Source organism: Chloroherpetonaceae bacterium, assembly GCA_025056565.1.
Taxonomy (GTDB): domain Bacteria; phylum Bacteroidota; class Chlorobiia; order Chlorobiales; family Thermochlorobacteraceae; genus Thermochlorobacter.
This window is the reverse complement of the sequence record JANWWA010000011.1, coordinates 105,916-114,370: the sequence shown is the minus strand read 5'-3', so window position 1 is coordinate 114,370 and position 8,455 is coordinate 105,916. Positions and strand designations below refer to the sequence as shown.

Annotated in this window: 6 protein-coding genes; 1 reads left to right on the top strand and 5 read right to left on the bottom strand. The window is 49.1% G+C overall.

Going from position 1 to position 8,455, the window contains the following annotated elements; all coding sequences use genetic code 11:
- The 3 genes from NZM05_09555 to NZM05_09545 form a co-directional block, all read right to left on the bottom strand.
- Window positions 1-245: hypothetical protein (locus tag NZM05_09555; protein MCS7013857.1), on the bottom strand; the 245-nt coding region annotated here is incomplete at its 3' end.
- A gap of 348 nt (window positions 246-593) precedes the next feature.
- Complete coding sequence (locus NZM05_09550) at window positions 594-1,073, bottom strand: hypothetical protein (GenBank protein ID MCS7013856.1); 480 nt, start codon at window positions 1,071-1,073, stop codon at window positions 594-596.
- A gap of 156 nt (window positions 1,074-1,229) precedes the next feature.
- A complete protein-coding gene (locus NZM05_09545; GenBank protein MCS7013855.1) occupies window positions 1,230-2,237 on the bottom strand; it encodes a transcriptional regulator in 1,008 nt (335 codons plus the stop codon).
- A gap of 172 nt (window positions 2,238-2,409) precedes the next feature.
- Here NZM05_09545 and NZM05_09540 point away from each other — a divergent pair, with 172 nt between their 5' ends.
- Window positions 2,410-3,909 carry an aldehyde dehydrogenase family protein gene (locus NZM05_09540; protein ID MCS7013854.1) on the top strand — a complete coding sequence of 500 codons (1,500 nt, stop codon included), beginning with the start codon at window positions 2,410-2,412 and terminating at the stop codon, window positions 3,907-3,909.
- Between the two features lie 51 nt (window positions 3,910-3,960).
- Here the strand turns inward: NZM05_09540 and NZM05_09535 are convergent, their stop codons facing one another.
- A complete protein-coding gene (locus tag NZM05_09535) occupies window positions 3,961-5,832 on the bottom strand; it encodes a lamin tail domain-containing protein (protein MCS7013853.1) in 1,872 nt (623 codons plus the stop codon).
- A gap of 112 nt (window positions 5,833-5,944) precedes the next feature.
- The gene (locus NZM05_09530) at window positions 5,945-8,452 is read right to left on the bottom strand and encodes an ABC transporter permease (protein ID MCS7013852.1); all 2,508 of its coding nucleotides are present in this window, start codon (window positions 8,450-8,452) and stop codon (window positions 5,945-5,947) included.
- Between the last annotated feature and the right edge of the window lie 3 nt (window positions 8,453-8,455).

The window sequence follows — 8,455 nt, the reverse complement described above, 5'->3', positions numbered from 1 at the left end:
AGATATTTTACAAACCCATCTGTGTCCGATGTTTTGAATGTCAGGTAATACAGCCTGTCGCGCTGATTTTCAGGGACTTCCTGAATGTTGTCCAAGTCGAACTTAAAATCTGCGCTTACAGGAATTGAGAGAAAAGTAATGGGATTCTTCTTGTCAGGCACAGGCGCAGGCTTGATGTATCGATGATGATACAGCCGCTTTTCTTCTCGGAATATCCGTCCAATTTGGAGTAGCGTGTCAAGCATACTTTAATTTTGTAGTTCTAAATTACCATTAGTTCATTCAACGGTATAGACTTTTTTGGTACAAATTCTCCTAATACTCCAAATGCATCTACCTCTGAGCGTGATGTATCTCCTACTAAGCAAGATGCATCTCTCGGCAAACTGGATAAATCGACCTACAAGCCAGATAAAGCTCCCTCTAAGCCAGATACCTCTGTCGCCAAACCTAATGAATTGCCTTCGGCAGAAGATGAATCTCCTTTGAAGGGAGAGGAATCTACCTCAGAACACGATTCATCACGCTTGGAGGGTGGAGCATCTCCCCCTGAGCCTCATAAAGGAGAGCACGACGGGGAAACACAGCGCACCCTAAGACTTGGATGCCGACTTCTTGCGCCGACCCTCACCAATAGCCTTAAAGCGGGTGGCGAGTTGTTCGGCTGTCGCTTTCATCGCGGGATTGCGGCGTGCATTCAGTTTCACCTGCGCATAGACATCATTGCTCTGGCGCATCGCCTCGCTGCCAACAGCTAAAAGCGTATCGTCAATTTTGGCAGCAAGGTCTTGCACGGCTAGCAAAATCGGGAGCAGCGTGGAAGCCAAATTGACATCGGCTTCAAATTCGCGCACATTGAATGTGGGCGGCATCAGCGAGGGGTTGTCCTTCACCGCTTGCAAGCATTGCTGCACAAATGGAACGCTCTTTTCGCCCATCTTGACAAGGCTGCGCCGCTCCTTAGGTGTAAGCGTAACAAGGAACGGAAGTTTGGCTCTGATGCTCTCAAGCGCCTCACGAATCGCACGCACATCCGCATCGGAGAGACTGGCAGAGATATTGGCGTAGGGCATTGGTTTCAATGTTTAGCGTTGCAAGAATTCTCATTGGTCAAACACTCAGCAAAAGTTACACCTTTTTTGACTCTCTAAACGGTAAGTGTGGCATTGCGACTTGCAAATATATGTAGCTTGCGCCTTGCTTCATAATTCTTGCCCCCTTGTTTATGGCTAAGATTTTCGGCTATACAGCTCAATCATTTTGCTAATTTCTTGGCGAATGAGGTCGCGTAGCGCTTCAGGCTCCAGCACTTCGGCTTCCGCGCCGTATTTCATAACCCAAAGACGCGCTGCATGGAGATTTTCCACCTTAAACGAGAGCACCAGCGAGCCGTCAGGCTCATCTTCCAAGCGCTGCGTCGCATGCCAAACTCGCTCCCGAATCCACCGCGCTTGGTAAGGGGAAAAGCGAATCCGAACCGTATAACACCGATCACCCTTAAACATCAAAAACGCCGTTGCCAGAAACTGCTGAAGGTCAAAGCTGTCGTCTCTCACAAAAGCCTCATCAAGTTGCACGGCATCCTGAATGCGGTTCATGGCAAAGGTGAGCACTTGCTGACGCAGTTCGCAGTATGCGATGAGATACCATATCCCTTCCGATTGGTGAAAGTGATATGGATGCACGATGCGCTCGCTCAGCGTGTTGCTATATGCCGTATGGTAGCGCATCTTGATTTTCCTTTGCATAGAGGCAGCTGCCTGCACGGTGCGGAAAATGGCTTTTTCTACGCTTGAACTTGGGGGCGGTTCAAACGAGAACAAAGCATTTTCCGTGCGCAGGGCTGCATCATCTTGAGGCAACTGTTTGAAAAACTTCTCAAACGCTGCCTTGACATCGTCGTAGGCGGGCAGTCCGCTATACTGCTCCAAGATTTTCTCTGCAATTGCCATCGCCGAGCGCTCCGACTCTCTGAGAAATACCTGAGGCAAAAACCAGTTTGGCTCCGTGAAATAGTAACCTTTGCGCGAACTGTCGTATCCAATCGGGGCACCCAGCTGGTATATCATATACTCAATGTCGCGCTGAATCGTCTTTGGGCTAACCTCTAACTGCTTTGCCAGCGACGCGCAATTCGGATACCTGCCTTCTTGCAGTGCCGAAACGATATGGTGCATACGCATGAGCGGCGGACGAGAACGCTGCTGACGAACATGTTGTGCGTTTGATGTTGTCATAGAACTTGCGCTTGAAGTTAAAGAGAGACCTAGGACAAAGGCTGTCCAAGTTAAAATTTGGCGAAAAATTTTTCGCATTCAAGGTGCTCTGAGGGGCTATCCTTTGGAGAGGAGAGAAGTTGATGCAAGCGTTATATTTGGCATATTACCGTTTCTGAAAATGGAGCAAGCAATGATTTACCACAACTATATCGGCGGCAAGTGGCAGCCTGCGGCATCGGGCAAGACATTCGTCAAAGTCAATCCGGCTCATATCAAAGACCGCATTGGCAAATTTCCACAATCGGCAAAAAGCGATGTGCAAGCCGCGGCTGAAGCCGCACGTGAAGCCTACAAGTGTTGGCGACTGGTGCCCGCGCCCAAGCGCGGCGATATTATCCGCAAAGCAGGAATGATTTTAGAGGCGCGCAAAGAAGAAATTGCTCGCGAGATGACACGCGAGATGGGCAAAATCCTTACCGAAACCAAAGGCGATGTGCAAGAAGGAATTGATACGGCTTACTACGCTGCAGCAGAGGGACGAAGGCTATTTGGTTATACCGTGCCCTCAGAACTGCCAAATAAGTTTGCAATGACCATACGCCAGCCCGTAGGCGTCGCTGGGTGTATTACGCCTTGGAACTTTCCGCTGGCTATTCCAACTTGGAAAATTTTTCCAGCCTTGCTGTGCGGAAATACCGTTGTCTTTAAGCCAGCAATGGAGACGCCCAAAACCGCCCACACGCTTGTCGAAATCTTAATTGAAGCGGGCGTGCCAGAAGGTGTGATTAATCTGGTGCACGGTGGCGATGAAGTCGGCAAGGCGGTTGTCGATGACCCCAACATCAACCTCATTTCTTTTACAGGCTCGACGCAAACTGGCGCAATCGTGGCGCAAAACTGTGCAAAACAGCACAAGCGCGTCTCGCTTGAAATGGGCGGGAAAAATGCCGTGATCCTAATGGATGACGCAGACTTGAAGTTAGCGCTTGAGGGCGTGGTGTGGGGCGCCTTTGGCACGACAGGACAGCGTTGCACCGCAACCAGCCGATTACTGCTACACGAGAAAATTCACGACAAATTTGTCGAAATGCTCGTCAAGCGCGTCGAAAAACTGAAACTGGGTTACGGTAACGATGAAGGCGTTGACATCGGACCTGTCATCAACGAAGCGCAGATGAAGCGCATTCTGAACTACATTGAAATTGGCAAAAAAGAAGGAGCCACGTGCGTAATTGGCGGCAAACGCGCAACAGGAAATGGCTTGGAGAATGGTTACTTCATTGAACCAACAATCTTTACAAATGTGCAATGGGATTATCGCATTGCACAAGAAGAAATTTTTGGACCTGTGCTCTCCGTAATAAAATTTAAGACTTTTGAAGAAGCCGTGCAGATTTTAAACAGCGTGCGCTACGGACTTTCTTCATCGCTTTACACGAAAAATATCAATTTAGCTTTCCAAGCGATGCGTGATTTTGAAGCGGGCATTACTTACATCAATGCACCCACAATTGGGGCAGAGGCGCATTTGCCCTTTGGTGGCGTGAAGCAAACAGGCAACGGACATCGTGAAGGTGGCTGGCAAGTCTATGACTTTTTCAGCGAAACAAAAACAATTTATGTGGATTTTAGCGGCACCTTGCAGCGCGCACAAATTGATACGTATAAAGAAGCAAGGAGTGAAAGTTGAAAAGTGGAGAGAAAGTTGATGCACTGTTAAGCATAGACGCTGCAGCAGTTCTTACTGCATTGGTTTTGCTAAAACAGTAGTTTGACGCAGCGTTTCAATAAGGGCAGAATTGGCGTCCAGCGCTTCGAGGTAGATGATGTAAATGCCGATACGAAGGGGCTGACGGTTATCGTCCAAGCCGTCCCAAATAATTTCACCCTGTGCACCAGAAGGTTCGCTATTTGCTAAGGTGCGCACCAATCTGCCTCTGGCATCAAAAATCTTAATGCGAATTCGATTAACTGCACTCTGAAGTTGATAGCGAATCACCAGAAAGTCATCACGTCCATCGCCGTCAGGTGAAAAAGGATTTGGCGAAAGTGCCAGCGTAGAAGTGCTGCCAGAGAGGTCAGGAGGTGGTGCAAAGACACTATTTTGCCGAGCGGGTGTGCCACCAAACTCGCGGTTCGTAGAAGTGGTCCAGTTGCGCGCATCATTGCTTTCTGCGTTAGGACTAATGCGTTCCAGCGAAAGCCCACGCGTAGAGGAGAAAAATGGATGATGCCAGCGTGGCGAGTAGCGCACTGAATCCACTAAAAAGCCTGTGTGGTCGTAAAGTGCGACAAGGTCGCCGTCGCTGCGGAGACCAAATTCAGAGAGGTTGGTGCGGCTGGTTGGACTGGAACGCACCGATGTAAAGAGCTTGGCGGTGCGGTCGCGCTGTAAGTAAGTGAAAAACCGAACCAGACGCGTGCTATCGCGCACTGTAGCACGGTCAGGCGCAATGACCGCATATTCGTTTGGTTGCAGAACATAATTCTCAAGCGAATCTTGCGCAAAGAAAAAGCGACTAAATTCTCCACGTTCATTTGGTGCATCAGTAAGAAACCAACCACGCAAATCAACTGGCGCACTGCTTCGGTTAAAGAGCTCCACATACTCAGGCTGGTCAGGCTTAAAATCATTAGGGTCTTGAATCGGTGCATACATAATCTCGTTAATAACCACTGCCCTTTGTGCCGTGCCTAAGAAAAGACGTGTGCGCACAATATTGTTTGTAGTATCTTCATCACCTGCAAGGCTGAGCGTAAGAATAAAATCCACTGGCTCAGAGGAGCGAGGAGTATAAGTGAAAAATTGGCGAATTGAATCTCTGGGTGCAAGGTCGCGCAGGAGCGTAGAGGTGCTAATTTGCTCGGCGATGTCACCAAGACCATTGCGGTTACGGTCTTCAAAGATGCGTGTAATTGCGCCATTGCCAAACGGCAACAGGCCACGATTTTGAATGGTGTAAGGAATCGTAATCGTGGTTTGAGGCGGCGTAGAAAATCGTTCATCAATGCGTAGCGCAAGGTCACGGTCTTTGGGAGTAACGGAATTCATGGAGCCGGGTGTGCCACCAATGTTAAGACTCGGTGCAAAATTTGTAGGTGCATTGTTGCGATTAAGGATAATTTTTTCAAGCGAACGACCACGATTCGATGCGACGCCTGTGTAAGTAAAACTTGCAAGCGTGTCGCCTCGCTCATTGAGCAAGCGGACGGTTTCTGTGCCTGTATTGTTGAAAGCAAGGCTAGCAGTGGTGCGTAAAATGAGTGCACCAGCTGGAATCAAAGGACGGTAATAAGCAAATGCCCGACGAAAATCTGGACCTGTAAAGATGACTGCAAAGCGGCGCGGAAGAAGCGTTGCATTGCCCGTGTTAGCCGCTGTCGTGTCCGCAATTGTGCGTAGCGAGGTAGCATCGCCGAGACGCCAATTGCGCAAATTAAACGATTGCGTAAAGCTGGTATTGAAGACTTCCACAAATTCATCGGCAGAATTTGCATCCGCAGGAGGATCATACATAATTTCGCTAACAATCACTGCCGTGTCAGGGGTAACTTGCGCAAAGGCGGTAAAAGTTGGGAAGAATAAAAGCAAAATAGAAATCCACTGCCGCATTGTATGGGAAGCGTTGGGTTAAGGTATGAGCGAAGATAGGAATTTTCAGTTAAAACGACATAAATCTACACCGCGCTACGAATGCAAATAAGGAGCAGTAAGCACCAGCGCTCTATGAGGCTTCCAGACGCAGCACTTCAAGCGGGGGTTTGGTCAGCACATCGCGGCTGATGGCTAACCCAACTAAGACGGTGAGACTAATTACCAAAGTTGCGCCAATCGCAAGGGGAAGAAGCGAAGGCAAGAAGGGGGCCTCGAAGATGAAATATGAAAGCGCCCAGCTGCTAAGTAGAGCCAAACCGAAGCCAGCAACCGCTGCAAAGCCCCCTAAAAAGGCATACTCAATAGCCATGATAGCAGCAACTTGCCGCTGCGTAGCGCCTAATGTGCGCAAAAGCACACTTTCTTTCATTCGCTGATACCGACTGGTAAGCACAGAGCCGACCAGCACCGTAAGCCCCGTCAGAATGCTGAAAAGTGACATAAATTGAATCACCAGAGAAATTTTGTCAAAAACAGCGCTCACGGTATTAAGAATGAGTGCAAGGTCAATAATAGACACGTTTGCAAACGATTGCACAACAGCGCGCTGAAAATGGGCAGAAATCTCGGCAGAGGGCGTGCGTGTAAGAAGCGCATAAAACTGAGGCGCATCGTTAAGCACGCCATCTGGAAAAAGCAAAGTGAAGGCAGGTTGCACACGCCGAAAATCTATGCGGCGAATGCTGCCAATGTAGGTTTTAACAGGCACGCCTTGCACATCAAAAATAAGTTCATCGCCTAGCTGGAGGTTTTGACTTTGTGCAAAAAAATCTGAAACGGAAATCAGAATCGAGTCTTGAAGTGAGCGTATTTTTCCAACAAAGCGACCTGCCACAAGCTGCTCAGTGCTGAGAAGTGAGTCACGGTAGGTGGCGCGAAACTCCGCCCGCAAAAACGAATTTTCAGAAATCGCACTGTCTCGCTGAATATCTCTACCGTTGAGCGATTGAAGGCGCATTGTGACAACGGGAATGATTTGCAAGACAGGCATCTGAAAGGTTTGCACAAGTTGCTCAAGACCAGCGCGTTGGTCAGGCTGAATGTCAAAAAGTACCATATTGGGCTGATTGCGCTCGCTTGCTGAAAGAGAGATTTCACCCAACAGCGTGGCTTGCGATAGATAAACGGTAGAAATCAAAAACGTGCCAAAACCAAGTGAGACAATGAGCGTGAGCGTTTGGTTATTTGGGCGATAAAGATTGGCAAGCCCTTGTCGCCATGTGTATGACCATAAAGCAGGAAAAAAAACTCGGGCACCGACGACAAGCAGTCTTGCAACCAGCGCAAGTAAGCCAAACGCAAGACCAATAGACAGCGCAAAGAAAAGTCCTGTAAGCCAACCCGCACGCAGCGGCGCCGTCTGCCAAATTGAAAAAAGCACAATGCTGCCAGCAATAAGAGCATAGACAAGCCAGCGCAGTGCGTCTGCGGGCAACGGTTGCTCCTCGAAAGCTGCACGCAACACTCGCAGCGGTGAGACATTGCGAACACCAAGAAGCGGCAAGAGTGCAAATGCTGCAGAAAGGCTAAGCCCAACTAATAACCCGTGCCAAATTGCAGTAAGTGAAAAGGTGGTCTCGAGTTTGATGGGCAATAAATCACCTAAGATGAACGGCAAAAGAAATTGCGTGCCAGAACCGAGCAAAGCTCCAACAAGTGCGCCCAAAAAGCCCATCACCAGAGCTTGAATAAGGTAAATCCAAAGAGCCTGTGCAGCACGAGCGCCTAAACAACGCAGCACAGCCACTGTATTCAGTTGCTGCTTGATATGCACGCTGATGGCACTAGCAACCCCAATGCCACCAAGAAGCAGTGCAATAAAGCCAACCAAATTGAGAAAACGGTAGAGGTTTTCCAGCGCCCGACCTAATGAGGCTTGACGCGATTCAGCAGTAACGAGCGAGACGGACTCTTTTTCCAGCTTTGAGCGAAGCAATGTGGTAAGTGCTACTAAATCTTTTTCAGGCGGGAACTTGAAGTAAGCTTTGTAGGTAACACGGCTGCCGTATTGAATTAGCTTGGTGTCAGGCAAGGTCTGCAGCGGAATGTAAATGCGCGGTCCGACTAATGCCGTGACAACTGCTTCGCCAGCGACTTCCTTCAGCACGCCTGCAATCCTAAAATAGGCTTCGCCAAGTTTAATCGTGTCGCCAATTGAGGCTTGAAATTGAAGCATCAGAGGGGCATCGACGAGGGCTTGAAAGCCACTGCGAAATGTCTGAGACGCGCTATCGGGGTCGGTGAGCAGACTTCCGTAATAGGGAAATTTGCCATCGAGAGCACGCACTTGCACAAAGCGTGTGTCCCCGCTTTTGGTAAAATAGACCATGGATGAAAAATCTACCTCACGGGAGTGCTCACCCAGTGAGTCAATAAGCTGTTCCACTGCAGGTGAAAAGGGCTGCCGTGACTCCAGAAGTAAATCTGCACCTAAGAGAGATTTTGCCTGTGTGCGAACCGAGCGCTGCAAACTGTCGCCAAGCGAGCTGATGGCAACCAGTGCCGCCACGCCAAGCACAATAGACGACATAAAAAGCAACAGTTTGCGCCAGTGCGTGCGGCTATCGCGCCAAGCCATTCT

Coding starts and splice junctions, on each gene's coding strand:
- NZM05_09550 (MCS7013856.1), bottom strand. CDS start 1,073: ATGCCCTACGCCAATATCTCTGCCAGTCTCTCCGATGCGGATGTGCGT.
- NZM05_09545 (MCS7013855.1), bottom strand. CDS start 2,237: ATGACAACATCAAACGCACAACATGTTCGTCAGCAGCGTTCTCGTCCG.
- NZM05_09540 (MCS7013854.1), top strand. CDS start 2,410: ATGATTTACCACAACTATATCGGCGGCAAGTGGCAGCCTGCGGCATCG.
- NZM05_09535 (MCS7013853.1), bottom strand. CDS start 5,832: ATGCGGCAGTGGATTTCTATTTTGCTTTTATTCTTCCCAACTTTTACC.
- NZM05_09530 (MCS7013852.1), bottom strand. CDS start 8,452: ATGGCTTGGCGCGATAGCCGCACGCACTGGCGCAAACTGTTGCTTTTT.